At 35.6% G+C, this 1032-nt stretch carries 1 protein-coding gene; it reads left to right on the top strand.

The genetic code is table 11. The features are described from left to right. Positions 1 to 131: 131 nt before the first annotated feature. Positions 132 to 287 carry a hypothetical protein gene (locus GBH70_RS16905; RefSeq protein ID WP_172968332.1) on the top strand — a complete coding sequence of 52 codons (156 nt, stop codon included), beginning with the start codon at positions 132 to 134 and terminating at the stop codon, positions 285 to 287. Positions 288 to 1032: the final 745 nt, after the last annotated feature.

Raw genomic sequence — 1032 nt, 5'->3', positions numbered from 1 at the left:
GAATTGAGCTATTTCAAAAAATACGAGCCTGAAAAATTCGTGAATCGTACTTACGATGGGAACGGAAACGCATTTGTTTCTGCCGAAGGTCCCATTCAAGGATACGGACCGGTTGTATTAGGGGATGACAAATGAGCGAAATCAGAGTGACGCAAGAAAAAGTTGACGAAATCTATGAAAATACCATGTTTCTTGAAAATACTGTGCTTGACAAAGTATTCCTTTGCATCGCACAACTGCCAAGCGGCTTTACTATCGTGGAATCATCCGCTCATTTTTCGTTTTGAACATTTCCGTTTCCTCCTTTAGTTCATTTCTTTATCTTTCTGTTAATATTCCAGAGCGTTTTTTTGCAAATAAAATAAAAAAATCCCGAAAAAATTTCGGGATGTGTAGACAAACAGTTCTTTAAGAATTGTTTCTTCTTTCCACAATCAGTTTTTCGAGTTCCTTTAAATCTTCTTCCGTTGCCAGATTTCGAATAAAGGAACGGGCGGAGGAGCGCAAGGATAAAGTTATCTTTTGTTTTAGTGTTTTTGGATGAGCAGCAGCATGTTTACTACCGGATCCCGCCTTTGTCAATGGATAGCCGACAAATCCAATGACCAATAAAAACACAATGATTAAACCAATCTTGAATTTTTTAATAGCGCTAATATTATAAACGCACTAAAAATAATTACTAACCACCCTAAAATTTTTAATAGCAAAATAAAATCCCCCTAATACTTTTTTGCTTATATATTATCATTATCATGTAAATTGGAAAAGCGGTTCCGCAAAAATTTTGTCAAAAAAACTGCAAAAGTGGCTGGCCGGGATAAATATCCAGATACTCACTTTTGCAGAGGCAAAATAATTTTGCATTTATTTTGCATCAAGGTTTTTTAAAATGCTTCTAAAGCTTTATATATCAAGCTTTTTGTACTATAAGTTCGATTCCTGCCGAGAATTCAACAACCAGCCCTGATACAACAGTGCAGTAGGTCAAAAGAAGGATAATCTCCTTTTCTGTCGAGTATTTTCGATGAA

This window comes from Weizmannia acidilactici (assembly GCF_008974225.1).
Classification (GTDB): Bacteria; Bacillota; Bacilli; order Bacillales; family Bacillaceae_C; genus Weizmannia; species Weizmannia acidilactici.
The sequence above is the reverse complement of the archived record's forward strand: the minus strand, read 5'-3'. Positions and strand labels throughout refer to the sequence as shown.